The 25555-nt window shown below is 66.8% G+C and carries 27 protein-coding genes; 11 read left to right on the top strand and 16 right to left on the bottom strand.

Annotated elements, in window-relative coordinates; genetic code table 11:
* Positions 1-7 precede the first annotated feature (7 nt).
* Entirely contained in the window at positions 8-1174 is a 1167-nt protein-coding gene (locus tag OM977_RS14230; RefSeq protein WP_264354575.1) for an Mrp/NBP35 family ATP-binding protein, read from the top strand.
* On the opposite strand, the gene OM977_RS14235 is transcribed toward OM977_RS14230, so the two are convergent.
* The 3 genes from OM977_RS14235 to sigE all read right to left on the bottom strand — a co-directional run bounded on the left by OM977_RS14235 (position 1171) and on the right by sigE (position 3497).
* Positions 1171-1569: a Sec-independent protein translocase TatB gene (locus tag OM977_RS14235; protein ID WP_264354576.1), complete on the bottom strand. Its 399-nt coding sequence runs from the start codon at positions 1567-1569 to the stop codon at positions 1171-1173. The genes OM977_RS14230 and OM977_RS14235 overlap by 4 nt on opposite strands.
* Before the next feature lie 81 nt (positions 1570-1650).
* Positions 1651-2865, bottom strand: coding sequence for a hypothetical protein (locus OM977_RS14240; RefSeq protein WP_264354577.1), 1215 nt, complete (start codon positions 2863-2865; stop codon positions 1651-1653).
* An 8-nt stretch (positions 2866-2873) separates the two neighbouring features.
* Positions 2874-3497, bottom strand: coding sequence for an RNA polymerase sigma factor SigE (gene sigE / locus OM977_RS14245; protein ID WP_264354578.1), 624 nt, complete (start codon positions 3495-3497; stop codon positions 2874-2876).
* A gap of 279 nt (positions 3498-3776) precedes the next feature.
* On the opposite strand from sigE, the gene OM977_RS14250 reads away from it, so the two are divergent.
* Positions 3777-4409, top strand: a complete 633-nt coding sequence (locus tag OM977_RS14250; RefSeq protein WP_264354579.1) for an O-methyltransferase — start codon at positions 3777-3779, stop codon at positions 4407-4409.
* Positions 4410-4527: 118 nt separating this feature from the next.
* Here OM977_RS14250 and OM977_RS14255 read toward each other — a convergent pair whose 3' ends face one another.
* From OM977_RS14255 to OM977_RS14270, 4 genes are all read right to left on the bottom strand, one after another.
* Positions 4528-4695, bottom strand: coding sequence for a DUF3117 domain-containing protein (locus OM977_RS14255; RefSeq protein ID WP_264354580.1), 168 nt, complete (start codon positions 4693-4695; stop codon positions 4528-4530).
* 233 nt (positions 4696-4928) lie between these two features.
* Entirely contained in the window at positions 4929-6209 is a 1281-nt protein-coding gene (locus OM977_RS14260) for a hypothetical protein (protein ID WP_264357431.1), read from the bottom strand.
* 113 nt (positions 6210-6322) lie between these two features.
* Positions 6323-6673 (bottom strand): DivIVA domain-containing protein, encoded by a 351-nt coding sequence (locus OM977_RS14265; protein ID WP_264354581.1) that lies wholly within the window; start codon positions 6671-6673, stop codon positions 6323-6325.
* 31 nt (positions 6674-6704) lie between these two features.
* Positions 6705-7457 carry a TIGR00730 family Rossman fold protein gene (locus tag OM977_RS14270; RefSeq protein WP_442960733.1) on the bottom strand — a complete coding sequence of 251 codons (753 nt, stop codon included), beginning with the start codon at positions 7455-7457 and terminating at the stop codon, positions 6705-6707.
* A gap of 317 nt (positions 7458-7774) precedes the next feature.
* On the opposite strand from OM977_RS14270, the gene OM977_RS14275 reads away from it, so the two are divergent.
* The 4 genes from OM977_RS14275 (at position 7775) to OM977_RS14290 (ending at position 11061) form a co-directional block, all read left to right on the top strand.
* Positions 7775-8530 carry an amino acid ABC transporter ATP-binding protein gene (locus OM977_RS14275; protein ID WP_264354583.1) on the top strand — a complete coding sequence of 252 codons (756 nt, stop codon included), beginning with the start codon at positions 7775-7777 and terminating at the stop codon, positions 8528-8530.
* A gap of 62 nt (positions 8531-8592) precedes the next feature.
* Positions 8593-9480 carry a glutamate ABC transporter substrate-binding protein gene (locus tag OM977_RS14280; protein ID WP_264354584.1) on the top strand — a complete coding sequence of 296 codons (888 nt, stop codon included), beginning with the start codon at positions 8593-8595 and terminating at the stop codon, positions 9478-9480.
* A 91-nt stretch (positions 9481-9571) separates the two neighbouring features.
* On the top strand, positions 9572-10222 hold the full coding sequence (locus tag OM977_RS14285; RefSeq protein WP_264354585.1) for an amino acid ABC transporter permease: 651 nt from the start codon (positions 9572-9574) through the stop codon (positions 10220-10222).
* On the top strand, positions 10219-11061 hold the full coding sequence (locus OM977_RS14290) for an amino acid ABC transporter permease (RefSeq protein ID WP_264354586.1): 843 nt from the start codon (positions 10219-10221) through the stop codon (positions 11059-11061). The genes OM977_RS14285 and OM977_RS14290 overlap by 4 nt, the downstream gene beginning before the upstream one ends.
* Before the next feature lie 70 nt (positions 11062-11131).
* Here OM977_RS14290 and dapE read toward each other — a convergent pair whose 3' ends face one another.
* The gene (gene dapE / locus OM977_RS14295; RefSeq protein ID WP_264354587.1) at positions 11132-12283 is read right to left on the bottom strand and encodes a succinyl-diaminopimelate desuccinylase; all 1152 of its coding nucleotides are present in this window, start codon (positions 12281-12283) and stop codon (positions 11132-11134) included.
* A gap of 132 nt (positions 12284-12415) precedes the next feature.
* Between dapE and dapD the strand changes: the two genes are divergently transcribed.
* Positions 12416-13426, top strand: coding sequence for a 2,3,4,5-tetrahydropyridine-2,6-dicarboxylate N-succinyltransferase (dapD, locus tag OM977_RS14300; RefSeq protein WP_264354588.1), 1011 nt, complete (start codon positions 12416-12418; stop codon positions 13424-13426).
* 81 nt (positions 13427-13507) lie between these two features.
* A complete protein-coding gene (locus OM977_RS14305; protein ID WP_442960656.1) occupies positions 13508-14359 on the top strand; it encodes a hypothetical protein in 852 nt (283 codons plus the stop codon).
* A gap of 24 nt (positions 14360-14383) precedes the next feature.
* Here the strand turns inward: OM977_RS14305 and OM977_RS14310 are convergent, their stop codons facing one another.
* The gene (locus OM977_RS14310; RefSeq protein WP_264354589.1) at positions 14384-14995 is read right to left on the bottom strand and encodes a hypothetical protein; all 612 of its coding nucleotides are present in this window, start codon (positions 14993-14995) and stop codon (positions 14384-14386) included.
* A gap of 58 nt (positions 14996-15053) precedes the next feature.
* Positions 15054-15707, bottom strand: a complete 654-nt coding sequence (locus tag OM977_RS14315; protein ID WP_264354590.1) for a TetR/AcrR family transcriptional regulator — start codon at positions 15705-15707, stop codon at positions 15054-15056.
* A gap of 102 nt (positions 15708-15809) precedes the next feature.
* On the opposite strand from OM977_RS14315, the gene galE reads away from it, so the two are divergent.
* Positions 15810-16823 carry a UDP-glucose 4-epimerase GalE gene (galE, locus tag OM977_RS14320; protein ID WP_264354591.1) on the top strand — a complete coding sequence of 338 codons (1014 nt, stop codon included), beginning with the start codon at positions 15810-15812 and terminating at the stop codon, positions 16821-16823.
* Between the two features lie 84 nt (positions 16824-16907).
* Here galE and OM977_RS14325 read toward each other — a convergent pair whose 3' ends face one another.
* The 3 genes from OM977_RS14325 to fdxA form a co-directional block, all read right to left on the bottom strand.
* Entirely contained in the window at positions 16908-18191 is a 1284-nt protein-coding gene (locus tag OM977_RS14325) for a citrate synthase (RefSeq protein WP_264354592.1), read from the bottom strand.
* 228 nt (positions 18192-18419) lie between these two features.
* On the bottom strand, positions 18420-19568 hold the full coding sequence (gene dapC, locus OM977_RS14330) for a succinyldiaminopimelate transaminase (RefSeq protein ID WP_270103038.1): 1149 nt from the start codon (positions 19566-19568) through the stop codon (positions 18420-18422).
* Positions 19569-19580: 12 nt separating this feature from the next.
* The gene (fdxA, locus tag OM977_RS14335) at positions 19581-19907 is read right to left on the bottom strand and encodes a ferredoxin (RefSeq protein WP_264354593.1); all 327 of its coding nucleotides are present in this window, start codon (positions 19905-19907) and stop codon (positions 19581-19583) included.
* A 166-nt stretch (positions 19908-20073) separates the two neighbouring features.
* Here fdxA and OM977_RS14340 point away from each other — a divergent pair, with 166 nt between their 5' ends.
* On the top strand, positions 20074-20316 hold the full coding sequence (locus OM977_RS14340; protein WP_264354594.1) for a putative acetyltransferase: 243 nt from the start codon (positions 20074-20076) through the stop codon (positions 20314-20316).
* A 452-nt stretch (positions 20317-20768) separates the two neighbouring features.
* Here OM977_RS14340 and OM977_RS14345 read toward each other — a convergent pair whose 3' ends face one another.
* The 3 genes from OM977_RS14345 to typA all read right to left on the bottom strand — a co-directional run bounded on the left by OM977_RS14345 (position 20769) and on the right by typA (position 24407).
* Positions 20769-21578, bottom strand: coding sequence for a type IV toxin-antitoxin system AbiEi family antitoxin domain-containing protein (locus OM977_RS14345; protein ID WP_264354595.1), 810 nt, complete (start codon positions 21576-21578; stop codon positions 20769-20771).
* Between the two features lie 488 nt (positions 21579-22066).
* The gene (locus tag OM977_RS14350; RefSeq protein ID WP_264354596.1) at positions 22067-22378 is read right to left on the bottom strand and encodes a hypothetical protein; all 312 of its coding nucleotides are present in this window, start codon (positions 22376-22378) and stop codon (positions 22067-22069) included.
* Between the two features lie 100 nt (positions 22379-22478).
* On the bottom strand, positions 22479-24407 hold the full coding sequence (gene typA, locus OM977_RS14355) for a translational GTPase TypA (RefSeq protein WP_264354597.1): 1929 nt from the start codon (positions 24405-24407) through the stop codon (positions 22479-22481).
* A gap of 272 nt (positions 24408-24679) precedes the next feature.
* Between typA and OM977_RS14360 the strand changes: the two genes are divergently transcribed.
* A complete protein-coding gene (locus OM977_RS14360) occupies positions 24680-25480 on the top strand; it encodes an SGNH/GDSL hydrolase family protein (protein WP_264354598.1) in 801 nt (266 codons plus the stop codon).
* Positions 25481-25555 lie beyond the last annotated feature (75 nt).

Genomic DNA, 25555 nt, shown 5'->3' on the forward strand with positions numbered 1-25555 from the left:
CCACCCCATGAGCACCACGCCGGGCAGCACCCCGCTCGACTACTCCCCGGGCTCGCCGCTGGACAGGTCCGTGCATGCCGCCCTCGCCACCGTGATCGACCCGGAACTGCGCCGCCCCATCACCGAACTGGGCATGGTGGACTCCGTGCAAATTTCCGACGGCGGCCGGGTGCGGATTGCCGTGCTCCTGACCATTGCAGGTTGCCCGCTGCGAGGTACCATCACCGCTGACTGCGAAGCAGCGCTCTCCGCGGTGCCGGGGGTCTCCGCCGTCGAGGTCGAGCTGAAGGTCATGACACAGCAGCAGCGCGACGCGCTGAAGGAGCAGTTGCGCGGGCCGGGAGGCCAGCGCGGCATCCCCTTCAACCAGCCCGGTTCCCTCACCAAGGTCTACGCCGTGGCGAGCGGCAAGGGCGGAGTCGGGAAATCGTCCGTGACGGTCAACCTGGCGTGCGCTCTGGCAGCCCAGGGACTGCGCGTCGGAATCGTCGACGCGGACGTGTACGGCTTCTCCGTTCCGGCGCTGATGGGCATCACCCAGTCCCCCACCCGGGTGGATGACATGATCCTGCCGCCGGTTGCCTATGGGGTCAAGGTGATCTCCATCGGCATGTTTGTCACCGGGAACCAACCGGTCGCCTGGCGGGGACCGATGTTGCATCGCGCCCTCGAGCAGTTCCTCACGGACGTCTACTTCGGGGACCTCGACGCGCTGTTCCTGGATCTGCCGCCGGGCACCGGCGACATCGCAATCTCCGTGGCCCAACTGCTGCCCAAGGCCCAGATCCTCGTCGTGACCACTCCGCAGGCCGCTGCCGCTGACGTGGCGGAACGGGCCGGCGCCATCGCCACCCAGACCGGCCAATCAGTGGCCGGCGTGGTGGAGAACATGTCCTATCTGGAGATGCCCGACGGCGGCCGGATGGAACTGTTCGGCAGCGGCGGAGGAGCGGTGCTCGCCGAGCGGCTATCCGCCACGGTGGGAACGGACGTACCGCTGCTGGGTCAGATTCCACTGGACATCCTGCTGCGCGAGGGCGGCGACGCGGGCGTTCCGCTGGTGCTCGGGCGTCCGGAGACGCCTGCAGCCGCGGCCCTGCTGGAGATCGCAGGCAGGCTCGCCTCGGTTCCCCGCGGGCTCAAGGGGATGTCCCTCGGGCTGCAGCCGCGCTAGGTGGCCTCAGCGTCGAAAGGTGCAGGCTCCCCTTCGGGCAAGCGCTCGACCACACGGACCGGACGGTGCTCCGGGGCGGACACCGCGGCGCCAGTGACCGCTGAAACCGCAGCCGGCGCTCCGGCGCTCACAGGCTTCGTATCGTCGTCGAGCAGGGCTTCCCGAATAATCCGGCGCGGATCGTACTGCCGCGGATCGTACTTCTTCCAGTCGACATCATCGATGTCGATGCCGACTTCTTCCTTGATCTGCTCCCGCGCGCCGGAGGCCATCCGCCGGACTTCCTTGACGATATTGGCAAGTTTCTGGGTGTATTCAGGCAGCCGGCTGGGACCGATCACCAGAAGTCCGATGATCAGCAGAAGTAGAAACTCCGGTCCGTTGATTCCAAGCACTTTAGGAAGATTACCCTCTCCATCGGAGCGGCGACGATTCGGGGACGCCAACAGCACTCCGGCAGCCGGTCGGTCCGCCCGTCATGGGGCCAGCAGTTCCAGGATCCTGCCCAGGCCCCGCTCGATCCGCGCCCTGATGCCGTCCGGGGAGGCTTCGTTCCGGGCGGTTTCGTCCGGGGCTGTTCCGTCGGCCGCCTGTGGTTCCGCCCGCTGCGCGGCGGAGGTCCGGACCAGGACGGCCAGTCCCTTGCCGGCCTCGTCGGCGGCCTGATCCGAGACGTACGTGAAGGTGCCGGCCGACCCTTGGTAGATGGCACGGAACGGCGCCGCCGCATTGACCCAGAGCCGGCCGCTGCCCTCCACCGGTGGCGGTTCAGTCGGACTCCCTGGCGGCAGGGACAAGCCCGCCGCGCCGGCGGCGGTGAAACCGTCCGCAGCCGCAGGGTGGCCGGTGAGCACATTAACTGGCGGCGCAGCGGCGGTTTGCCGGAGCCCTGATCGGCCGTGCTGGGCGGGCGGGCGGGCGTGCTGCTCGAGCACCGTGGTGAAGTGCCGTCCGTCGGTAAGCCGCAGTTCCACCATGGCATCACCGGCCACCACACCGCCGCGTGCCCAGACGAGGTGGAAGCCCAGCTCGCGGAGCTCCGGACAAATCCAGCCCTGGGCCCGCAGGGCCGTGAGCTGCCCAGCGGTGAGCGCTCCGGCCGGCGTGACGTCCGGTTCATCGGTCAGGCCCCAGCCGGAGGCGGTCCCGGCGTCGGGCGTCCCGCCCACCGCGGAGAGGCGCAAGTCCTTCTGCAGGAACGCGGACGAGACGTCGCCGGCGGCCAGCGGGGCCGGGCTTCCGCCCATCAGGTATGCGGACCCGGTCATCAGGGCCACGGCGGCGGCGGCGCTCCCGGCTGCCAGGGCCGCAACCCGCGTCCGCGGACGCCCGCCGCTGCCGGCCGCCCACTGCTGCGTGCTGCCCGGAAGCGTTCCGGGCCGCAAGGACGGCGGGTCCCCGCCGGGTTGCCCAGCGGCGGGCCGGGCCTCGCGTGCCAGTTCCTCGGTTCGGGCCAGCAGCCGGGCGGTCAGGTCATCACTGGCAGCGGGGACGGCGGCACCGCGCAGACGTTCCAGGTACTGCCGCTCCCTGCGCTCCCGCAGCCGGCACTCCTCGCACGCCTCGCGGTGCTTCCGGTGCCAGGCGTCGGCCCCGGCGGCCAGGCCGGCGCCGTTGCTGCGGCCCCGGCGGCCGGTCCGCCCGGGGTAGCTGCACGGCAAACCCCGTAGCAGTCGGTTCAGCAGCTTCATCGACCTGTTCAGAGGAGGCCGGCGATGCGGGGCATCTTGAGCCGCGGCGCGAGAGCCTGCTTCGGGCGTGGGTCGCGGTGGGCAAGCTTTTCCCGGAGCATGGTGCGGCCACGGTGAATCCGGGAGCGCACCGTTCCGAGCTTGACGCCCAGGGCAACGGCCACCTCGTCGTAGGAGAGCCCTTCCAGGTCGCACAGCACGACGGCGGCCCGGAAGTCCGGGGGCAGTTCCTCGAGGGCGGCCTGCACGTCGAGATCCAGGTTGTTGAATTCAAAGCTTTGCTCCGGGCCTGGTTCGCGGCCGGGCAGCCGGGACTCGGCGTCCTCGGCCAGCGCGTCGAAGCGGATCCGGCTCTTGCGGCGGGCCTGGTCCAGGAAGAGGTTCGTGGTAATCCGGTGCAGCCACCCGTCCAGGGTCCCGGGCTTGAAGTTTTCGAGCGAGCGGAAGACCCGGACGAACACCTCCTGGGTGAGGTCCTCGGCATCGTACTTGTTGCCGGTGAGCCGGTACGCAAGCCGGTAGACCTTGGCGGAGTGGTTAGTCACCACTTCCTCCCACGTCGGCCGGACCCACTCGCTGTCCGTGGCGGGCCTGGACTCATCAGCTGCAGGGACTACTGTCTGACTCGACATCGTCCGCTCCCCTCGTGGATGGCACTTACGCCGTGGATGGTGCTTGCGGTGCAAGCTCCTGCACCCTTCATTCGGCGCCGATCACCACGCGGATGAGCGGATACCCATCATTTCAAAGCAAGCTGGGAATTTCCTGACGTCGGGAGCTCTTCCGCCCACGGCGGAAACGGCGCTTTGGGCCGACGTCCCGGCCACGGCGGAGGCGCCTCCCGGCCGCGCCCGGCCCGACACAGTAGGCTGTAGAGAACACTCCCCCTGCCGCCCAGAAAGCGAACATCCATGAGCGCCGATAAATCCACGAGCTGGTCCTATGCAGAAGATCTGCCTGCCGAGGATGAGGTCCTGATTCACGCGCGCGAACGGTCCTTCGAACTCGGCGTCACGCCCATCGGTCCCGGTGTAGGCGCGGTCCTGACGGTGCTGGCCGCCGCGTCGAAGGCGCAGACCGCGGTGGAGATCGGAACCGGCGCCGGCGTCTCGGGTGTGTGCATCCTCCGCGGCCTGGGCCCGCACGCCGTTCTGACCACCATCGACGTCGACGTCGAGCACCTGAAGGCGGCCCGCGAAGCCTTCCAGGAGGCCGGCAGCCCGGCGAACCGGACCCGGACGATTTCCGGCCGGGCCGGCGACGTCCTTCCCCGGCTGACCGACAGCGCCTACGACCTGGTGTTCATCGACGCGGACAAGCCGAACTACCCGGGCTACGTCGAACAGGCCATCCGGCTGCTCAAACGTGGCGGCCTGCTGGTGCTCAACGATGCCCTGGACAAGGACCGCGTCGCCAACCCCGCGGCGCGCGACGCCACCACCGCGGTGCTCCGGCAGGTGGGCAAGACGATCCGCGACGACGACCGGCTCGAGTCGGCCATGTTGCCCACCGGCGACGGCCTCCTGATCGCCGTCAAGAAGTAGCCCGGCCCGCCGCGGCCTTTTCCGCCGCGGCCGAGCAGACAGCAAGAGGGCGGGACCTGCAGTCAACCGACTGCGCGTCCCGCCCTCTTGAATTCTGCTGTGGAGCTGTCTGCGGAAGCTACTCGGTAGCGCCGACGAGGCAGTCCTTCAGGTTTGTTGCTTCGGCGGAATTCAGCTCAACGACGAGCCGCCCCCCACCTTCGAGCGGGACCCGCATGATCAGGCTCCGTCCCTCTTTGGTCACTTCCATCGGGCCGTCGCCGGTGCGTGGTTTCATAGCCGCCATAAGGAATATCCCCTCCATTAGTCCAGTGACTTACCAGCCCGGCCGGGCTGCGTCCGCTTAGTCAATCAAGCCGCCCGGCGGCCGTGATGGAAGCCATCATGGCCATAAACTCAGTTTGCTTCTTGCCCTTGCTTAGCATCCATTATCGCGTAACTGCGCGCCTGTAGCTAATCGTTGGACTTTTCTTCCCGCCATGCGGAACCGGACCGGCACGGCAGAAAAGGTGCTATGCGTCACGGCGGATAGTCACCGCCGCCGGGCAGCGGGGCCCAGGCCCACAGCCAGACGATCCAGACAATCTGAAGCAGCAGGAACATCAGGACCACCGTGCCGCGGTAGGCACGGGACCGTGAGACCAGCGCGGCGCTGAGGGCCAGCGGAAAGAGCGGCAGCAGCATCCGGAAGGTGCTGGTCTGGGGGTGCAGAAAGACCAGCAGGTAACCCATGTAGCAGCAGCACCACAGCCGCAACTCGGTCCCCAAAGCGGCCACGGGCCGGGACATCATGAACACGACGAAGAGCGTAACGAAAACGAAGGGCGCCAGGACTCCAAGCGTGGGTCCGAAGAGCATGATGCCGGTGTCGAACCACGGTTTGAAGGGCACGAGGTCATGACCCCGCCATACGGTTTCGGTCTTGGTGTAGGCCTGCAGGTCGCCCGTGACGGCCCAGGCAATCGCGGGCCACAGCAGGGCCCCGATCCCGCTGACCGCGGTCAGTCCGGCCAAAGACCAGAGTTCGGAATTGGTGTGCGGAGCCGTGGTCCACAGTGTGGCGGGAAACCGGGAGCCGCGGCCGTCCTCCGCATCGCTTGCAGGCTGACCTCCAGCAGCGCGGCGTTGCCAGAGGCGGTAGAGCAGCAGCAGCCCCGCCATCGCCGCGAACGGCACCCCGGTGGGGCGGGAGAGGCACATCAGCACGACGACGGGCATCGCCGCCAGGTACCGGCGCTGCACCACGAGCAGCAGCGCCGTGGCGAGCAGCAGGAGATTCAGCGACTCGGCGTAGGGCACCTGCAGGACCTCCGAGACGGGAAACGTGGAGAAGAACACCGTCCCCCACAGTGCCGTGCCGTGGGTGGCTTTGAGGCTGAACAGGCTGTAGACCACCAGCGCCGCGCCGAGGCCGCAGACAGACGCAATCAGCGTCAGGGCAAAGGCGGGCTGCATCCCGGTCACGCCGGCCAGGACCCTGCCCAGCGTGGGAAACAGGGCGTAAAACGCCCAGGCGTTTTCCTGCACCGCCCCCGTTCCGTCCGTCGGCAGGACCTCCGGATAGCCGTTCTGCAGGACTTCCCCGTACCAGCGGGCGTCCCAGATATTGACGAACGACCAGTAGTCGGGCCTGGCGGGGAACCAAGGATTGACGCCCTGGTGCAGGGCGGCGGCCATGAAGATCCAGGCACTTACCAGCCGGGCGGCCAGGTACAGCCCGGCCACCTGGATCCACCACGGCCACCGGGAGACGTGTCCGCCGGCGGAAGCCAGGCGGGCCCGGATGTCTGACGCCGGGATGTGGGAGGCCCGGACCGCCGATCCGGCCGCTGGAGTGCGGGCCTCCGGAGCGGCCGCCGCGGAGGGCTGTTCCGGGTCCGCCGGAGCGTTGACCGGCAGGTTCCCCGGGTCGTTCACCGGCCCTGCCCTGCGGCGTGGCGCAAGCGTTCCGCTTCCGCCCCGAGGTCCGCGATCTTCCTGTCCTTGGCCGCAAGCTGGTCCCGCAGTTCGTCCAGCACCTGGTCCACTTGGTCCATCCGGTAGCCCCGCAGCCCGACAGCGAATCGGAGATGGTCGACGTCGGACGGCTCAGGGTCCTCCGGGAGGAGCACCGGGGGCAGGGACGCCACCGGCTCGTCGAAGCCGTCGTCGAACGGCCGCACGTCTGCCCCGCCGCGGCGGAAGACCTTCGACGCGACGCCGGTGCCCAGCAGGACCGCGACGCCGATCAGCATGATCGCCAGGAAAATCAGGAAAAAGCTCACCACTCCATCGTGCCAGAAGCCGGGCGCCCGGCTATTCAGCCGGCCGCTCGGGCCCGCGTGCGCGCCCGCTGTTGTTCTCACCGTTGCCGTTGACCGGACCGCCGCCGTTCGGGTTACGGTGCCGCGCCGCCCCTTCCACCACCAGCTCCACCGCGAGCGCCGGATCATCCACGACGTGGATCAGGTCAAGATCCTCCTCCGACACCATGCCCTCGGCGACCAGGGTGCTCTCGATCCACTCCACCAACGGGCTCCAGAACGCGGTACCGACGAGCACGATCGGGAACGAGGTCACCTTGCGGGTCTGGACCAGGACCATGGCCTCGAAGAGCTCGTCGAGGGTCCCCAGGCCGCCCGGCAGCACAATGAAGCCCTGGGCGTACTTCACGAACATAGTTTTGCGGGCAAAGAAATAACGGAAGTTGATGCCCAGGTCAACCCACTGGTTCATGCCCTGTTCAAAGGGCAGCTCGATGCCGAGGCCCACCGACACACCGTTCCCCTGCACGGCACCCTTGTTCGCGGCCTCCATGGATCCCGGTCCGCCGCCGGTGATCACGGCAAGGCCCGCTTCCGCCAGCTTCCGGCCCACCTCGACGCCAAGCTCGTAATACGCGCTGCCCGGGACGGTCCGGGCCGAACCGAAGACGCTGACGGCGGAGCCAAGGTCCGCCAGGGCGCCGAACCCCTCGACGAATTCACTCTGAATCCGCAGCACGCGCCACGGGTCGGTGTGCACGAACTGCCCGGGGCCCTTGGTGTCGAGCAGAGTCTGATCGGACATCGTGACCTTGGCCTGCTTGCGCCGCAGCTCCAGCGGGCCTTTGTGTCGGATGCCGTTGGCCGGCGCGTCACGCCTTTCGGGCGGGCGCTTTCCGCTGGGGTCTTGGCCTGGGCTCTGCTTCGGATCGGTACTCATGCCCACAGGTTAGCCGGAATTCCTTGCGTTCCCCTGTAGTGCCGGCCGGCCCGGCGGACCGCGCAGTCCCGGAAAGGGGCCCGGCGCGGGGACTCTGACCTGCAGGTATCTCTTGAATCACGATCTGCACGAACTAGGAGTGATTGCGGTCATAATGCTGTGATGTTCGCTAGATTCTTCTTATGACTACTCAAGTGCCCGGCGACGCGCTCGTCTCCCTGAATGCCGTGAACAAGCACTACGGCCAGTTGCACGTCCTGAAGGACATCAACCTGCACGTCCGCAAGGGCGAGGTTGTTGTCGTCATCGGGCCGTCCGGGTCCGGGAAATCGACGCTCTGCCGAGCCATCAACCGGCTCGAGACCATCGACGACGGCGTGATCCAGATCGACGGCAAGGTGCTGCCCGAAGAAGGCAAGGAGCTGGCCAAGTTGCGGGCCGACGTCGGTATGGTCTTCCAGTCTTTCAACCTCTTCGCGCACAAGACCATCCTTGAGAACGTCACTCTCGGGCCCATCAAGGTCAAGGGAATGTCGAAGACCGAGGCGGACAAGGAAGCCATGGCACTGCTGGAGCGGGTCGGCGTGGGCCATCAGGCCCCCAAGCTGCCCGCCCAGCTGTCCGGCGGCCAGCAGCAGCGTGTCGCCATTGCCCGCGCCCTTGCCATGAAACCGAAGGTCATGCTCTTCGATGAGCCCACGTCCGCGCTGGACCCGGAAATGATCAACGAGGTCCTGGACGTCATGATCCAACTGGCCAAGGAGGGCATGACCATGATCGTGGTCACCCACGAGATGGGCTTTGCCCGGAAGGCCGCGGACCGGGTGGTCTTCATGGCCGACGGCCAGATCGTCGAGGACGCGAAGCCCGAGGAGTTCTTCACCAACCCCCAGAGCAGCCGGGCCAAGGATTTCCTGTCCAAGCTCCTGACTCACTGACCTGACACCCTCAGAGTTCGCACCCAGGCCGTCACAGGCGGCCGCCCAATGAAAGGAATGTCATGAAGGCATTTTTGACCCGGAGGAAATCCCTCCTGGTAGCAGCATCCGCAGCCCTGGCGCTGACCCTCAGCGCATGTGGCGGCAGCGGTACCGGCACCACCAGCAACCCCACCGTTGCCGAGAAGCCGACGTTCGCTGCTGGAAGCACCATGGCGAAACTCTCCTCCGCAGGAACCATCAAGATCGGCACCAAGTACGACCAGCCGCTGTTCGGCCAGGTGGGCCTGGACGGAAAGCCGGTTGGCTTCGACGTCGAGATGGGCAAGCTCATCGCCGCCAAGCTCGGAATTGCCGCCGACAAGATCGAATGGTCCGAGACCGTTTCGGCCAACCGCGAACCGTTCATTGAGCAGGGCAAGGTTGACCTGGTCATCGCCACGTACACCATCAACGACAAGCGCAAGCAGGTTGTCAGCTTCGCCGGCCCGTACTACGAGGCAGGCCAGGCACTGATGGTCAACAAGGACAACACCGCGATCACCAAGCCCGAGGACGTCAAGGGAAAGAAGGTCTGCTCCGTCACCGGCTCCACCCCGGCCGCCACGATCGTGGAGAAGTACGGAGCAGAGCTCGTTCCGGCCGCCACCTACTCGGCCTGCCTCGAACCGCTCCGCAACAAGCAGGTTGAGGCCATCACCACGGACAACGTGATCCTGGCCGGATTTGTCGACAAGGAACCGGACGCCTTCAAGCTGGCTTCGGACGAAACCTTCACCAAGGAGCCCTACGGCATCGGCCTGAAGAAGGACGACACCGCGTTCCGTAACTGGATCAACGACCAGCTCGAAGAATTCGCCAAGGACGGGTCCTACAAGAAGGCCTGGGAAGCTACCGCCGGCGCTGTCATCAAGACCGCCCCGGAACTCCCTGCCATCAACCGCTACTAAGTAACGCAAGGCGGTTGCCGGAGTCCGCGCGGCTCCGGCAACCGCCGCTCCCCTTTACGCTCCAGTCCACGACACCCAGCCGAAGGATCCTATGGACGCCGTCATCGAAAGCCTGCCACTCTACTGGAACGGCTTTCTCCGAACCCTTTTCCTGTCTGCCGTGTCCGGAGTGATCGCCCTGATGCTGGGGACATTGCTCGCCGCCGCCAGGGTCTCTCCCGTTGCAGCCCTCCGCGGCTTCAGCATGACCTACGTCGAAATCCTGAGGAACACGCCGCTTACCATTGCCTTCTTCTTTGCGGCGATCGTGCTGCCCCGCCTCGGGGTGAAGTTCGAGCAGTTCGAGGTTGCAGCCATCATCGCATTGAGCGCGTACACCGCAGCCTTCATCGCCGAAGCCGTCCGTTCCGGCGTCAACAGCGTCCCGGTGGGCCAGGCCGAAGCCGCCCGCAGCATCGGGATGAAGTTCAGCCAGGTACTGTCGCTGATCATCCTCCCGCAGGCCCTTCGGACCGTCATTCCGCCCCTGATCAACATCCTGATTGCCCTCGTCAAGAACTCCTCGGTTGCCGGCGCCTTCTTCGTCCTTGAGCTGTTCGGCTACGGCCGGCAGCTCGCCAACGCCAACGGCGACCAGGTCATGGCAGTCCTGCTGGGCGTTGCCTTCTTCTACCTGCTGATCACCGTCCCGCTCGGCATCCTGGCCAGCACAGTCGAACGAAAGGTGGCGATCGCCCGATGAGCTCAGTCCTCTACGACGTCCCGGGTCCCAAGGCCCGCCGGGTTTCCCTGATCGGGTCCGTGGTTGGCTCCCTGCTCATCGCAGGCCTGCTGGCGTGGATCATCAGCACGCTGGCCCAGCAAGGCATCTTCGAAGGACGCCGCTGGGCCATCTTCACCCGCGCGGATGTCTGGTCCCTGATCGGCAACGGCATCGGCGCCACCCTCAGTGCCGCCGCCGTCGCGGCCGTCATCGCCTTCCCCCTGGGCCTGCTGCTCTGCCTCCTGCGGATCTCCGATGTGCCCGCCATCCGCATTCCCATTCGGGTCGTGCTGGAGTTCCTGCGCGGCATGCCGGTTGTCCTGATGATGCTCTTCGTCCTGCTGGTCTTCGGCACCAACCAGTTCCTCGCCGTAGTGGCCGGCCTGGTCCTGTACAACGCCGCCGTGTTCGCCGAAATCATCCGCGCGGGCATCCAGTCGCTGCCCAAGGGCCAGCGCGAAGCGGGCCTGACGATCGGCCTGACCAGCTTTCAGTCCCGCATGATCATCGAACTTCCCCAGGCTGTCCGCCGGATGATGCCCTCCCTGGTGGCCCAGCTCGTGGTCCTCCTGAAGGACACCTCGCTCGGCTACATCGTTGCCTACGGTGAGCTGCTCCGGGCGGTGCAGGTCATGGCCGACTTCCTGGGCACCCAGTATTTGTTCCCGATCTTCTTCGTGGCGGCCGCCATCTACATTGCGATTAACCTCTGCGTTTCCCGCATTGCCGTGTGGATCGAGCGCCGGGGATCCAAGAAGGCCGCCGGCGGCGTGGCCAAGGCCGAACCTGCGGTGGAAGCCGCCGCAGCGAAACCCTGACCTCGGCGACGCAGCCCTGAACGGGGAATGGCCCGGATCCACCAGGATCCGGGCCATTCTTTTTGGCCGGCTAGGCCGACAGCCAGCTCCGCAGCGCGCGCAGGCATTCGCGTACGGCGTCCGCCTCCACGTGCTCATTGTCCTTGTGGGCCAGCAGCGGGTCCCCGGGGCCGAAGTTCACCGCGGGGATGCCCAGTTCGCTGAAGCGGGCGACGTCGGTCCAGCCGTATTTCGGCTTGGGTTCGGCCCCCACGGCGGCCACAAAGGACGCGGCGGCGGGGTGCTTCAAACCCGGACGCGCACCGGCGGCGCTGTCGGTGCGGACGACGTCGAACCCTTCGAGCAGTTCCCGCACATGCTTTTCCGCGTCATCCGGGGTTTTGTCCGGGGCGAACCGGTAGTTGATTTCGACGACGCAGCGGTCCGGAATGACGTTGCCCGCGGTTCCGCCGTTGATCTTCACCGCGTTGAGGCTTTCCCGGTAGTCGAGCCCGTCCACGTTGATGGTCCGCGGCTCGTAGGCGGCCAACCGGGCCAGGATCGGTGCGGCGGCGTGGATCGCGTTGCTGCCCATCCAGGCGCGGGCGGAGTGGGCCGCTTCCCCGCGGGTGCTCGCCTCGAAGCGGCTGGTGCCGTTGCAGCCGCCCTCCACCGTTCCATCGGTGGGCTCAAGCAGGATTGCAAAGTCCCCGCCCAGCAGGCCGCCGTGGTTCCGGACCAGCCGGCCGAGTCCGCTCTTGACTGCCTCGACTTCCTCGTGGTCGTAGAAGACGAAGGTGACGTCCCTGGCGGGTTCCGCGCCGCCGTCGAACAGGCTCGCGGCGAGGGCAAGCTGCACCGCGACGCCGCCCTTCATGTCGGTGGCGCCCCGGCCGTAGAGGACGCCCTCGCCGGGGGCGCCCGAGGGCCAGTAGGACGGCACGGTGCCGAGGGACCCCTCGGTGGTCGGCAGCGGAACGGTGTCAAGGTGCCCGGCCAGGATCACGCGCTCGGCGCGGCCGAGGTTGGTCCGGGCGATGATGGAGTCGCCGTCCCGCACCAGCTCCAGCTGCGGAAGGGCACGGAGGGCATGCTCCACGGCGTCCGCCAGCACCGTTTCGTTGCCGGACACGCTGTCGATGTCCAGCAATGCCGCGGTGAGCAGCGCGACGTCCTGACGGAGGTCAAGGCGGACGGGGGTGTGGGGGCGGGCGGCGGGGGCAGTGGATTCCTGGGCAGTCACCGTTCCACTTTATCCGCTGCCCTCCACGCCGGCCCGTAGTGGTCAGGTTCGGCCTGCCCCCTGGCTGCCGGTCCCAGTCACCGGCGCGTCTTGAGTTTCAGCGACCGCGGGCGCCCTCTATAGACTTGGGACATGACTGAGACCGCTTCTTCTGCTGTGCCCGCCGACGTCCGTTCCGCCTATGGCTACGGTGTCGCCACCGTTTCCACCCGCAACGGTGAAGCCACCGTGCTGGATGTGTGGTTTCCGGCGCCGGCCCTTGGCGTCGCGGCGGAGCGACTCCGCGACGTCGCCAACGCGGACCAGAGCCTGAGCGACATCGCGGCCAACGGCAGCGATCCGGACCGCGGCACCGAGCAGCAGCTTGTCTTCGTGCAGATCCACCTCGACGCGGCTCCGGCGGACACGGCAGACGCCTATTTGCGCCTTCACCTGCTTTCCCACCGGCTCGTCCAGCCGAACAGCATTAATCTTGACGGCATCTTCGGCAAACTCCCCAACGTGGTGTGGACCAACTTCGGCCCGGCCGCCGTGGAGGACTTCGAGTTGACCCGTGCCCGCCTGCGCAAGCGCGGTGCCGTGACGGTGTACGGCGTGGACAAATTCCCGCGGATGGTCGACTACGTCATTCCCTCCGGCGTCCGGATTGCCGACGCGGACCGGGTCCGGCTCGGTGCCCACCTGGCCGAGGGGACCACGGTCATGCACGAGGGTTTTGTGAACTTCAACGCCGGAACCCTGGGCACCTCCATGGTTGAAGGCCGCATCTCGGCCGGTGTGGTCACCGGTGACGGGTCCGACGTCGGCGGCGGCGCCTCGATCATGGGAACCCTCTCCGGCGGCGGCAAGGAAAAGATCTCCCTGGGCGAGCGTGTCCTGCTGGGCGCCAACTCCGGCGTGGGCATCAGCATCGGCGACGACTCCGTCGTCGAGGCCGGGCTGTATGTCACTGCCGGTACCCGGGTCCGGCTCGTCGGGTCCAAGGACGCCGACGGCGAGGATACCAGCCGGATCGTCAAGGCGGTCGAACTCTCAGGCGTCCCCAACCTGCTGTTCCGCCGCAACTCCTCCACCGGCGAAGTGGAGGTCCTCCCCCGCAAGGGCCAGACCGTCGCCCTCAACGAGGCCCTGCACGCGAACTAGGGTAGAGCCGGAGGACGCAAGGCGTTCGAAGAGCCCGCAGAAGAAGTGACCGGCCCGGCAGGGGTCCAAGGGAGTAGTTTCGTGGCACGCAGAGGCAGTTGGCGGCGTCGGGTTGTGCTGCTGCTGACCCTTGCCATGGTCGCCGGCGCGATCTACACGGCGGTGGCGTTCCTGCAGCGGTCCGAAACCTTGGTCAGTGAACGCTGCACGGCGGTGGGATCGGGAAGTGCCGAGCTGGCCACCGACCAGGCTGCGAACGCCGCGCTGATCTCCGCCGTCGCCGTCCGCCGGGGGCTCCCGGCCCGGGCCGCCAGCATCGCGCTGGCCACGGCCATGCAGGAATCCAAGCTGCGGAACATCGGCCACGGGGACCAGGCCGGCCCGGACTCCAGGGGGCTGTTCCAGCAGCGCCCCTCGCAGGGGTGGGGCACCACGGAGCAGGTGATGGATCCCGTGTACGCCAGCAACGCCTTCTACAACGCCCTCGTGAAAGTCTCCGGCTACCAGTCGCTGGAGATTACCGACGCCGCGCAGCGGGTGCAGCGCTCCGCGTTTCCCGGAGCGTACGCCCAGCACGAGGTGATGGCCCGCGCCTTCGCGTCCGCGTTGACCGGGCAGACCGCCGGCGGCCTGGACTGCACGTTGCGTGCACCCGCAGCCGCCGGTGACCCGGCCGCGGTACAGGAACGCCTGTCCGACTCCTTCGGCGATGTGCCGGCCTCCGCCGGGGGACGTTCCCTGCGGATCGAGGCCGAGGGACCGCTGGCCTGGGCGGTGGCGCACTGGGCAGTCTCCAACGCCAAGGCGCTCTCCATCACGGAGGTCAGTACAGACGGACGGAGCTGGACCCGGACGGCCCACGATGGATGGCAGGCCTCGGACGCGCCCGCGGGGCAGGTCGGGATCACCGTCGCGGAGGCTCCGCAGAAGTAGCCGGCCGCTGGTGCCGGGGCGACCTCAGGCCAGCAGGTCGACGACGGGCTGGACGTAGCTGCGAAACAGGTCCTGATCGGACAGCAGGTCGCGGCTCATGAAGATCTTGTCCGGCTCCAGGTACCACGCCCTCTGCTCGGCCAGCGGAAGCTCGATGATGGTCAGGTCGAAGGGATTTGCGGCGCGGCCGACCTCCAGCAGCCGGTCGTCCACCATGTCGGTCAGCACCTGCACGCTGCCGCCGGCTTCCCGCTGCGCCTCGAGCGCGACATACTCACTGCGGCGTTCCCTGGCCCAGGACAACGCGGCCCCGAAGTGCGCCTGCAGCACCCGCCGCAGGGCCGGGGAATTACTGAAGGCACGGAACCCAGGCGGCCCCAGTTCGGGGGACATATCGGGGTGCGCCTTGAGCAGCTGCTCCCACCACGCCTCCCACTCGGTCCGCAGGGCGCTGGAGCCGCCGACTTCGGCAATGAGGTGGGCGTGGTCCGAGGGGCGGATCTTTGGTGCCACGTGGCAGAGGGCGGGGTGCCCGATGCCGTCGAGACCGGCTGCGTCACGAATATACAGGGCAATGAGCATAGGACCCGAAGTGTCCATGGTGATCCGCCAGCCAGGTCCGCCGGTGTCCTGCATCCAATTGCCTCCCTTGGCAAGACGTACTATCCCAGTGTATTCCTCAAGCTAACGCAGGTTAATGGCGCAAAGGGCCGACGAGGCCCGCCAGATGGGCTTCCAGCACGTCCCTGCACATCTGCGCCGTCATCCATTCGGGTTGCAGGAGCGCGTGCATGGTGAGCCCGTCCAGGGTCGCCAGCAGCCTCTCGGCTTCGGTGACGAGCCTCTGCTGGTCCGGGGCGGAGGCGTCGGGCTGTTCGGCACCGATGCCGGCACCGGGAGAAAGCTCCATCACGAGCCGGCCCATGATCGCGGCCACGGCCCGGTGGCTGCGGTCGGCCTCCGCGGCCAGGAACGGCCTCGTCCTGGCGGCATTCTTGAAAGCCATCCAGACGCACGCGTCGACGGCCCGCTCCTCATCCAGCGGCAGGAGCTCGCCCAGCAGGGTTAACACGGCTTCATGATGGTCCGCGGTGCCCGGCGGCACCTTGTCCAGCCGTTCGTCGGCTGCCGTCAGACGTTCCACCACCCGGTCCACGACAACGCCGAAGGAGTGGGCGAGCAGTTCATCGCTGCTGTTGAAGTAGTGCCGGACCGAGCCGACGGCGAGTTCCGCCTCGTCGGCGACTTCCCGGAGTGACGCCCGTTCGAGTCCGTCTGCTGCAATGATGCGGAAGACCGCTTCGACCACTTCCTGGCGCCGCAAAGCGGCGTCGACAAATTTGGGCATTAGTCTTTTTTAGCACGGATGTGCCCGCACGGCGGCGGGGCGCACCGTCACGACCGGGCTTGCCTCCGCGGGGCGGGCTTGTGGTGGGATAGCCTAGAACGCATGAGAATTCTGGTTACTGGCGGCACCGGCTACATCGGTTCGCACACTGTGCTGTCCCTGCAGGAAGCCGGCCATGAGGTAGTGGTCGTTGACAACCTGGTGAACTCCAGCGAGGAAGCCCTGCGCCGGGTCGCGGAGCTGAGCGGCACGGCGGCCGTGTTCCACCGCGTGGACCTGGTGGACGAGGCCGCCGTCGACGCCGTCTTTGCCGAGCACGCGATCGACGCCGTGATCCACTTCGCCGGCCTCAAGGCGGTCGGCGAGTCCGTCCGGGAACCCCTGCGGTACTACCACAACAACCTCACCGGAACCCTGAACCTCCTCCGCGTAATGGACCGGCACGACGTCCGCTCGATCGTCTTCAGCTCCTCCGCCACCGTCTACGGTGAGCACAACCCCAGCCCGTACCTGGAGAAGATGGAGATCGGCGCGAACAACCCCTACGGCCGGACCAAGGAACAGATCGAGGACATCCTCGCCGACCTCGGCGCCGCGGACGAGCGCTGGCACATCGCCCTGCTGCGCTATTTCAACCCGGTCGGCGCGCACCCCTCCGGCCGGATCGGCGAGGACCCGCAGGGCATCCCCAACAACCTCGTCCCCTTCATCGCCCAGGTCGCCGTCGGCCGCCGCGAGAAGCTGATGGTCTTCGGCGGGGACTACGACACCCCGGACGGGACCTGCCAGCGCGACTACATCCACGTCGTCGACCTCGCCGAGGGCCACGTCGCGGCCCTGAACCACATCACCGGCCGGCCCGGCGTGCGCCGCTGGAACCTCGGCTCCGGCCACGGCTCCTCCGTGCTGGAGGTCCTGCGCTCCTTTGAGAAGGCCGCAGGCAAACCAATCCCCTACGAGATCGCCGCCCGCCGCGCCGGCGACCTGCCCGCCTTCTGGGCCGACGCCTCCTCCGCCCTGGCCGACCTGGGCTGGTCCACCACCAAGACGGTGGACCAGATGTGCGAGGACCACTGGCGCTGGCAGAAAAACAACCCCCAGGGCTACAACGCCTGACCTTTCCACCGTGGGCAGTACGACGCCGGCCGCGCTCCTCAACTGAGGTGCGCGGCCGGCGTCGTACTGCTGTGGATCAGTGCACTACACCGAGGGGTAGTTGCGCTCCGGCTCACCGATGTAAAGCTGCCGCGGGCGGCCGATCTTGGTGTTGGGGTCGCTGATCATTTCGCGCCACTGGGCGATCCAGCCCGGCAGGCGGCCGATCGCGAACAGCACGGTGAACATCTTCTCCGGGAAGCCCATGGCCTTGTAGATCAGGCCGGTGTAGAAGTCCACGTTGGGGTAGAGCTTGCGCTGGATGAAGTAGTCATCATTCAGTGCCTTCTCCTCCAGCCGCATGGCGATGTCCAGCAGTTCGTCATTGCCGCCGAGCTTGCTGAGGATCTCGTGCGCCGTGGCCTTGACGATCTTGGCGCGCGGATCGTAGTTCTTGTAGACGCGGTGTCCGAAGCCCATGAGGCGGACGCCGTCTTCCTTGTTCTTGACCTTCTCCATGTAATCCTCGGGCTTGGTGCCGTCGGCCTGGATCTGGCGCAGCATCTTCAGCACAGCCTCGTTGGCGCCGCCGTGGGCGGGACCGAAGAGGGCGTTGATGCCCGCGGACACGGAGGCGAAGAGGTTGGCGTTGGAGGAACCCACCAGCCGGACCGTGGACGTGGAGCAGTTCTGCTCGTGGTCCGCGTGCAGGATGAGCAGCAGGTCCAGCGCCTTCGCGACGACCGGGTCCACCTCGTACTGCTCGGCCGGGAGTCCGAAGCTCAGCCGCAGGAAGTTCTCCACGAGGTTGTGGGAGTTGTCCGGGTACAGCATGGGCTGGCCGACGCTCTTCTTCAGGGCGTAGGCGGCGATGACCGGCATCTTGGCCAGCAGCCGGTAGGTCGAGACCTCGACCTGCTCGGCGTTGAACGGATCCAGCGAGTCCTGGTAGAAGGTCGACAGAGCCGACACGGCCGAGGACAGCACCGGCATCGGGTGGGCGTCCCGCGGGAAACCGCTGAAGAAGCCCTTGAGCTCTTCGTGCAGCAGGGTGTGGTGGCGGATCCGCTGGTCGAACGCTTCCAGCTCCGTGGGGGTCGGCAGGTTGCCGTAGATCAGCAGGTAGGAAACCTCCAGGAAACTGGAGTGCTGGGCAAGCTGCTCGATCGGGTACCCGCGGTAGCGCAGGATGCCCGCGTCACCGTCGATGTACGTGATGGCGGACGTCGTGGCCGCGGTGTTCATGAAGCCGGGGTCGAAGGCAACGGCGCCGGTCTGCTTCAGCAGCTTGGAAACGTCGTAGCCTTCGTTTCCTTCTACAACCTTGATGCGCGGGAGTTCGAGCTCGCCTCCGGCGTGGCGCAGGGTTGCGCTGGTGGTCTCAGTCATGGAGTCTCCTCATGAGGCGTCGGGGCCTCTGTAGAAAGCTGGTCCAACTTCTGGTGAAGCCGCCCACGGAGCCCGTTCGGAGACGGATTCCAACGGCCGCGCTGCCTTCTTGTGGAAAGCCACCATTGATAGTCAGTTAAAAAGTACCTTCAGTTCGCGGTCGGCACTAATCCGGGGCGTCCCGGAACGGCCGAAAGTGCGTTAGTTGTGGCACGTGTCACAGCATTGTTACGGTCCCGTGGCCAGCCGTGCGGCGGCGGCATCGATCCGTTCATCCGTAGCCGTCAGCGCCACCCGGATGAACCCGTTGCCGGCGTCGCCGTAGAAGACGCCGGGGCCGACGACGATCCCCCGGTCCGCGAGACGGCTCACCGTGCGCCAGGTGTCCTCCCCCGCGGTGGCCCACAGGTAGAGCCCGGCCCGGGATTCCTGGATCGCCAGTCCGAAACCCTGCAGGGCTGGCACGATCCGGTCACGGCGGCCGCGGTACAGGTCCTTCTGGGCCTGGACGTGGGCGTCGTCGCCGAGGGCCACGCGCATGGCCTCCTGGACCGGATAGGGCACAATCATGCCGGCGTGTTTGCGGCTGTTGACCAGGTTCGCCATGATTTCGGGGTCGCCGGCCACGAACGCGGCACGGTATCCGGCGAGGTTGGACTGCTTGCTCAGGGAGTAGACCGCGAGCAGGCCTTCATGGGAACCGTCGGCAACCTTGGGATCGAGGATGCTGGGCACCGGGGAGCCGCCGCGCTGGATATCCCATTCACCCCAGCCGAGTTCGGCGTAGCATTCGTCGGATGCGACCACGGCCCCGAGATCGCGGGCCTGCGCCACGATGCGCTGGAGAGATGCGGTGTCCCGCACGCTGCCGGTGGGGTTGCCCGGGGAATTGACCCAGACCAGGCGCACGCGGGCCCGGGTCGCGGCGTCGAGTTCGTCCAGGTCGTCCGCGGCGATGTGCTCCGCACCGGCGAAAGTCGCCCCGATGTCATAGGTGGGGTACGCGACCGTGGGCCGGACGACGACGTCGCCCGGTTTCAGTCCCAGCAGGAACGGCAACCAGGCCACGAGTTCCTTGGAGCCCACGGTGGGCATGACGTTTTGCGGGTCCAGGCCGGGCACGCCGCGGCGCCGCTCGAACCAGGCCGCGATGGCCTCCCGGAGTGCCGGGGTGCCGTGGACCGTCGGGTAGCCGGGCGCGTTGGCCGCGGCCCGGAGGGCTTCCTGCACGACCTCCGGCGTCGGATCAACCGGGGTTCCGATGGAGAGGTTGGCAACTCCCCCGGGGTGTTCGGCTGCCCTGGCGTGGTACGGTGCCATCGCCTCCCACGGGTAGTCGGGCAGGCTGAGGCCGAAACTGCGCAGCGCGGATGTCACCGAAGCGCCGCCCTAGCTCTCTTGGTTCTGCAGCGGCAGTGCGGCGATCATGGGGTGGTCCGTGTGGGTGTTGCCGATCTTGGCGGCCCCGCCCGGGGAACCCAGGTCGTCGAAGAACTCGACGTTGGCCTTGTAGTAGTCGGCCCACTCCTCCGGGGTGTCGTCCTCGTAGTAGATAGCCTCCACGGGGCAGACCGGCTCGCAAGCACCGCAGTCCACGCATTCGTCCGGGTGGATGTACAGCGAACGCTCACCTTCGTAGATGCAATCGACGGGGCATTCTTCAATACATGCCTTGTCCTTGACATCTACACACGGCTGCGCGATTACGTACGTCACGTCCCTGGCCTCTCCACGTTGGGTCCGGCGACCGGCCGGATGTTGCTCCCGGCCTGAGCGCCGGCTGCTGACTTCTGAGCCTATTATCTCCCAGCGGGTTCCCGCGAACCTAGCCGGGCGTCACAGAGGCCCGGGCGGGTGCGTGAACTGGTCCTAGTATGAAGTAGTGAGTTCGCCCATGCCCCCGCCGCAGCAATTCCTTTCCGGTGCCCCGCTTGGCACCCGCGTCGTTGTCAGGTACCGGATCGAGGGCGGCCTGACCGACGCGCTGGGCGAGCTGGTGGGACTCGGCGAGGGTGTGTGCACCGTCCGCACCCGGCGCCTGGACGTGGACATTCCGCTGGCCCTCGTGGTGGCCGCGAAGGAAGTCCCGCCCGCACCGCCACGCCGCGGCCCAAGGCAGCCCTGATTCTCCAGGCCCCGTTCTGGCGCGGCTTCGCGCGGCCTGACGTGCCCTGGCCTGTGGAGGTGTGACCTGACCAGTGGACATGCCCTCCCCTGGGCTGACCAGTCCTGGCCCGACCAGTGGACATGCCCTCCCCCGGCGTGACCCCCCTGGCGCGACCAGTGGGCAGGCCCTCCCCTGGCGTGCACCACCCTGGCGCGACCAGCGGACATGCCCTCCCCCGGCGTGCACCACCCTGGCGCGACCAGCGGACATGCCCTCCCCCGGCGTGCACCAATGGACATATTGGCACTATGTCCACTGGTGGGTGGGACCACGGGACATGCTCATTGGTGAAGGGCGGCAGCGCGGGACATGTCCATTCTTTGTCGTGAACATCGGGCATGCCGCCAGTGTCCAAATCGTGCATACTGCGGAAGTGTCCAGCCCAGGAAAGTTGGAGAGCGCGTTTAGCCCTAGGCTGCGGAGGGAAGCTTGTTCAGCGCGGCGCGGACCATTTCGATGAACTCATCGGGCCGGTTGCGGAGCAAGGGATAGCTTACGACCAGGGTCGGGATGCCGCGCCGGGTTGTCATGTTCCACCGCCTCCGGTCTTCTTCGAAGCTCGCCCTGTCCATATGGAATCCGGCCCCGTCAGTTTCGATGCCGAGCCTGCCGTCCACCATCAAATCCAGATGGCCCAAGCCGGGAACGTTGACCTGTGACTCAACGTGGAACCCGGCCTTGCGGAGCAGGTACCTTGCCATACATTCGATGACGGATTGGGACTGCGGGACGATGCCGGCGACGATCTGCCGTTCCCGCGCATCGTTGCGGCCCGATAACCGTTGCCGCAGCGCCGACATCGGCACGCCCTTCAAGACGACGGCGGATTCCGCAATGACGAGGCCGTCGAGTTCCGGCAGGCAGCGCAGGCTTTGGACCACAGTGTCCAGCAGCGTGGGCGGCACGGCGGACCGGTGGCAGACGAAGCCGGGGTAGTTGCGGCTGTGGGTCAGCGCGACATGCGGGTGTTGCGGCGGTTCCAGCACCCACAGACCTTGATGCTGCGCCTTTGTGACGCATGCCGGCTCGGCGGGCAACGAGCGGATGGAGATGAGCTGCTCGTCGGCGCCGGGGACGGCGTAAACGCCCCGGGCTACCCGGGAAACGGCTCCGCTGGCCAAGGCAGCCTTGAGCTGGAAGTCGGAGACTCCGGCAGCAGCGAGGTGTTTGGCGCGTGCAACGCCGTCGTAGTTAGAAAGCACTTCGATGATCTTGACCATGTGGACATGTTGGTGCCGCGGACGCCGCTTGGCAAAGTGGCCTATTCGGCTATGTGCACAAGCGCATGCCCCACCGAACGGCACAAAAATGAGCATGTCCCTTGGTCAGAAGCCGGCACGTCCGGTTGTTGGCACAGAGCAGGTCCCGTGGCCGGCGTGGGCAATGGACATAGTGGCATTTTGTCGACCCGTGGCCGCGAAAAATGAGCATGTCCCACCGAGACGCCGCGAAGAATGAGCAAGTCCCACCGAATGGCACAAAAATGAGCATGTGTCATGGTCAGGAGCGGGCACGTCCGGTCGTCAGCACAGAGCATGTCCCGTGGCCGGCGCGGGCACTGGACATAGTGGCATTATGCCCACGCCTGGCCGCGAAAAATGGGCATGTCCCACCGAGACGCCGCGAAAAATGAGCATATCCCACCGAGACGCCGCGAAAAATGAGCATGTCCCGCGGGGACCGCAGCACCGACGCGAGGCGCGAGACGCTACGCCGGGTCGGGGCGGCGGTACCTCCGGCACCAGGCAAGCATGCCGAGAGTGACCGCCGCGGTGCCGAATATCCAGAGGTTGCCCGGGGTGTCCGCGATGACCAGTCGCTTGCCGTTTTCCACGGTGGACCACCAGCCGGTGAGGGCGTAGCAAAGGACGCCGCAGACGGCCGTCGGGACGACGGAACGGAAAGCGGCCCCGAGCCACAGCTGGGCCGAACCGAGCAGCACAAGCGCGGCAACGGCACCCCAGGGGACGTCTACGCCGGCAAGCACCAGACCCTGCCGGTGCAGGGCGGTGCCTGCCACGGCAACAAAGAGCTGCCGGCACGGCGGCGGTCAGACCGCCTGCCGTACCGGCAGCTCTCGTATTCACGTGTTATCCGTTGCCGGGGCTAGGAAGCCGCGACTAGGCCTTGGCGCGGGCCCGGTTGGACTTGGCGCGCTGGTTGACGTCCAGGATGAGCTTCCGGATGCGGATGGACTCCGGGGTGACCTCGACACACTCGTCTTCGCGGGCGAATTCGAGGGACTCTTCGAGGGTCAGGTCGCGCGGCGGCGTCAGGTTCTCGAAGGTGTCGGAGGAAGCGGCACGCATGTTGGTGAGCTTCTTTTCCTTGGTGATGTTGACGTCCATGTCGTCTGCGCGGGAGTTCTCGCCGACGATCTGGCCTTCGTAAACCTCGGAGGTGGGGCGCACGAAGAAGGAGCCGCGCTCCTGCAGGTTGATCATGGCGAACGGCGTCACAACACCGGCGCGGTCCGCGATCATCGAGCCGTTGGTCCGGTACTCGATCGGGCCGGCCCAGGGCTCGTAGCCCTCGGAGATGGAGGCCGCAATACCGGCGCCGCGGGTGTCGGTGAGGAACTTGGTGCGGAAACCGATCAGGCCACGGGCCGGAACGATGAATTCCATGCGGCACCAGCCGGTGCCGTGGTTGGCCATGTTGGTCATGCGTCCCTTGCGGGCGGCCATGAGCTGCGTGACGGCGCCGAGGTACTCTTCCGGCACGTCGATGGTCATGTGCTCCATCGGCTCGTGGATCTTGCCGTCGACGGTCTTGGTGACAACCTGCGGCTTGCCGACGGTCAGCTCAAAGCCTTCGCGGCGCATCTGCTCAACCAGGATGGCCAGCGCGAGCTCGCCACGGCCCTGGACTTCCCAGGCATCCGGGCGTTCAGTGGGGAGCACCTTGATGGAGACGTTACCGATCAGTTCCTTGTCCAGGCGGTCCTTGACCTGGCGGGCCGTGACCTTGGCGCCCTTGACCCGGCCGGCCAGCGGCGAGGTGTTGATACCGATGGTCATGGAGATGGCCGGATCATCAACCGTGATCAGAGGCAGCGGCTGCGGGTTGTCGACGTCGGTCAGGGTCTCACCGATGGTGATTTCCTCGATGCCGGCGACGGCGACGATCTCACCGGGGCCTGCGGACTCGGCCGGGACACGGTCCAAGGCCTTGGTGGCCAGCAGCTCGGTGATCTTGACGTTCTTCATTTCACCGTTGGCACGGGCCCAGGCGACGGTCTGACCCTTACGCAGGGTGCCGTTGTAGATACGCAGCAGCGCGAGGCGGCCGAGGAACGGCGAAGCGTCGAGGTTGGTGACGTGGGCCTGAAGGACGCCGTCCGGGTTGTACGTCGGTGCCGGAATGTGCTCGATGATGGCCTGGAACAGCGGCTCGAGGTCCTCATTGTCCGGAGCGGAGCCGTCGGCCGGCTGCTCGAGGGACGCGCGGCCAACCTTTGCGGCGGCGTAGACAACCGGAACGTTGAGGATCTTGTCCAGGTCCAGGTCCGGAACTTCGTCGGCCAGGTCCGAAGCGAGGCCCAGGAGCAGGTCCATGGACTCGTGGACAACTTCTTCAATCCGCGCGTCGGGACGGTCGGTCTTGTTGACCAGGAGGATCACCGGGAGGTGCGCGGCGAGGGCCTTGCGCAGCACGAAACGGGTCTGCGGCAGCGGGCCCTCAGATGCGTCGACGAGGAGGACGACGCCGTCAACCATGGACAGGCCGCGCTCGACCTCGCCGCCGAAGTCGGCGTGGCCGGGGGTGTCGATGACGTTGATCGTGATGGTCTCGCCCTTGGAGGACGGACCGTTGTAGGCCACCGTGGTGTTCTTGGCCAGGATGGTGATGCCCTTTTCGCGCTCGAGGTCGCCGGAGTCCATGACCCGGTCTTCGAGGTGGTTGTGGGCGGCAAAGGAGTTGGTCTGCTTGAGCATGGCGTCGACCAGTGTGGTCTTGCCGTGGTCAACGTGGGCCACGATCGCGACGTTGCGCAGATCACTGCGCGATGCAGTGGCTACCGCGGTGTTGGTGGTGGTTTCAGACATGCGTTATTGCTCGATTCAGTGGTGAAGTCAGCTGTGGTATCGCGACATTTCCAACCGGAACGCACGACAGATACGCCCCTTTCGCACAGGGCACCTTCTACAAGTCTAAACGCTAGGTCATTTATTGGCCTAAAATGCCGGATTGCAGGGGCAGCCACTACAGGCGCGAATGCACCGGACTGAGTCGCGGACTATGACCAATCTCACTGGATTTTCGCGCCGCCATGCCCCATGATTGCTGAGAAAGCAGCAAGCCAGCCCGGAGATTCTTCATGCGGAACGCAACGGCCCTGTTCCGTTTCCTCGCACCGATCATCGCCGCAAGCGTACTCGTGGGCGGCTGCGGGCAGACCACCCCACCCCAGCCCTTCAACCCTGACGTCTGCGCGGCGTCGACGCTGACCACGCCTACACCGGGCCCCGATCCGGCCGCAATGCCGCCGTGTTCGATCTACCGGAATCCCGCCAGCGGCCGGGAGGAAGTCGTACTGGAAGACCAAGGACACACCGCGCTGTTGATCGGCGACTCCCAGTCCGCCCCCGCCGTCGGATGGCCCCGCCAGGCCCTCACCGCACTGGGCTACCACGTCTATTTTTGCGGCGCGGGCGGCACCGGGTTCGTGGCGGCGAACGCCAAGACCGGCAACTACATCGATGCGCTGAACCGCGGCGACTGGAGACTCCCGTACGGGTCACCTGCGCTGGTGGTCATCCAGGGCGGCGGGAACGATGCCAGCCAGGGAGCGAGTGACGGCGCGATTACGGCCAACGCCGAGATGCTCATCGCCGCGATCCGGCAACGCTACCCCGGCGCCACCCTGGCCATGATCGGCACGCTTGCCCTCGGCACCGGCCTTGGCGGCGGCCGCCGCACCGAGGTGGACACACTGTTGGGCACGGTTGCGGCGAAGCAGGGCGTTCCCTTTGTCAGCGTCGGCGACTGGATGAGCAGGTATGACCTGCTGCAATACGCGGAGGACCGCGTGCATCTGGGCACGGAGGGCCACCGGAAACTGGGCGCCATTCTGGGCACCCGGCTGAAGGACATGCACTTGCAGGCCGACGACCGGTAACAGGAATTGCGGGTCACGCCCGGAGCCCGAACGCCGGAAGCCGGCACCCGCCCCGAAGGGCAGGCACCGGCTTCC

The sequence above is a fragment of the Pseudarthrobacter sp. MM222 genome, assembly GCF_947090775.1.
Taxonomy (GTDB): domain Bacteria; phylum Actinomycetota; class Actinomycetes; order Actinomycetales; family Micrococcaceae; genus Arthrobacter.

Bases quoted from the DNA above. Each gene is read 5' to 3' on its own strand.
- OM977_RS14230 (WP_264354575.1), top strand. From the start codon at position 8: ATGAGCACCACGCCGGGCAGCACCCCGCTCGACTACTCCCCGGGCTCG.
- OM977_RS14240 (WP_264354577.1), bottom strand. From the start codon at position 2,865: ATGAAGCTGCTGAACCGACTGCTACGGGGTTTGCCGTGCAGCTACCCC.
- sigE (WP_264354578.1), bottom strand. From the start codon at position 3,497: ATGTCGAGTCAGACAGTAGTCCCTGCAGCTGATGAGTCCAGGCCCGCC.
- OM977_RS14250 (WP_264354579.1), top strand. From the start codon at position 3,777: ATGAGCGCCGATAAATCCACGAGCTGGTCCTATGCAGAAGATCTGCCT.
- OM977_RS14255 (WP_264354580.1), bottom strand. From the start codon at position 4,695: ATGGCGGCTATGAAACCACGCACCGGCGACGGCCCGATGGAAGTGACC.
- OM977_RS14270 (WP_442960733.1), bottom strand. From the start codon at position 7,457: ATGTCCGATCAGACTCTGCTCGACACCAAGGGCCCCGGGCAGTTCGTG.
- OM977_RS14275 (WP_264354583.1), top strand. From the start codon at position 7,775: ATGACTACTCAAGTGCCCGGCGACGCGCTCGTCTCCCTGAATGCCGTG.
- OM977_RS14280 (WP_264354584.1), top strand. From the start codon at position 8,593: ATGAAGGCATTTTTGACCCGGAGGAAATCCCTCCTGGTAGCAGCATCC.
- OM977_RS14285 (WP_264354585.1), top strand. From the start codon at position 9,572: ATGGACGCCGTCATCGAAAGCCTGCCACTCTACTGGAACGGCTTTCTC.
- OM977_RS14290 (WP_264354586.1), top strand. From the start codon at position 10,219: ATGAGCTCAGTCCTCTACGACGTCCCGGGTCCCAAGGCCCGCCGGGTT.
- dapD (WP_264354588.1), top strand. From the start codon at position 12,416: ATGACTGAGACCGCTTCTTCTGCTGTGCCCGCCGACGTCCGTTCCGCC.
- OM977_RS14310 (WP_264354589.1), bottom strand. From the start codon at position 14,995: ATGCAGGACACCGGCGGACCTGGCTGGCGGATCACCATGGACACTTCG.
- OM977_RS14315 (WP_264354590.1), bottom strand. From the start codon at position 15,707: ATGCCCAAATTTGTCGACGCCGCTTTGCGGCGCCAGGAAGTGGTCGAA.
- galE (WP_264354591.1), top strand. From the start codon at position 15,810: ATGAGAATTCTGGTTACTGGCGGCACCGGCTACATCGGTTCGCACACT.
- OM977_RS14325 (WP_264354592.1), bottom strand. From the start codon at position 18,191: ATGACTGAGACCACCAGCGCAACCCTGCGCCACGCCGGAGGCGAGCTC.
- OM977_RS14345 (WP_264354595.1), bottom strand. From the start codon at position 21,578: ATGGTCAAGATCATCGAAGTGCTTTCTAACTACGACGGCGTTGCACGC.
- typA (WP_264354597.1), bottom strand. From the start codon at position 24,407: ATGTCTGAAACCACCACCAACACCGCGGTAGCCACTGCATCGCGCAGT.
- OM977_RS14360 (WP_264354598.1), top strand. From the start codon at position 24,680: ATGCGGAACGCAACGGCCCTGTTCCGTTTCCTCGCACCGATCATCGCC.